1 protein-coding gene and 1 pseudogene are annotated in these 370 nt (G+C 72.7%); one reads left to right on the forward strand and one right to left on the reverse strand.

The features are described from left to right. A partial coding sequence (locus CCN72_RS41035) for a helix-turn-helix domain-containing protein (RefSeq protein WP_425276198.1) occupies positions 1-181 on the reverse strand: 181 nt, incomplete at its 3' end. Between the two features lie 66 nt (positions 182-247). Between CCN72_RS41035 and CCN72_RS41040 the strand changes: the two are divergent. Then, positions 248-370 (forward strand): annotated as a pseudogene (locus tag CCN72_RS41040) (NADP-dependent oxidoreductase); the annotation flags it as partial.

A 370-nucleotide genomic window follows, 5' to 3' on the forward strand; every position in this document is an offset into this window, starting at 1 on the left:
CGGCGCCCAGCTTGCGTTCGATGCCGCGCACGGCGTGGGACACGGCGGACTGGCTGGTGCCGAGCCGGGTGCCCGCGGCGGAGAAGCCGCCCTCGTCGGCCACGGCGACCAGGATCCTCAGCTCCTGCGGGGCAAGGTCTGTCACTCGGGGCTCCCACCTGCGTCTATGAGCCCGCTTCATGGATCAGCGGCTTCCATGAGCCCAACCCTCTGCTGCCGCGCGGCATTCCTCCCTACCGTCCTCCTCATGACCGAGACCGCGCTCACCGTGCAGCAGACCGCCCGCCCCACCGGCTTCCCCACCGCCGCCCACTTCCGCTTCGCCGAGTCCCCGGTGCCCGAACCGGCGCCGGGCACCGCCCTGGTGGAG

This window comes from Streptomyces murinus (genome assembly GCF_002154555.1).
Taxonomy (GTDB): domain Bacteria; phylum Actinomycetota; class Actinomycetes; order Streptomycetales; family Streptomycetaceae; genus Streptomyces; species Streptomyces murinus.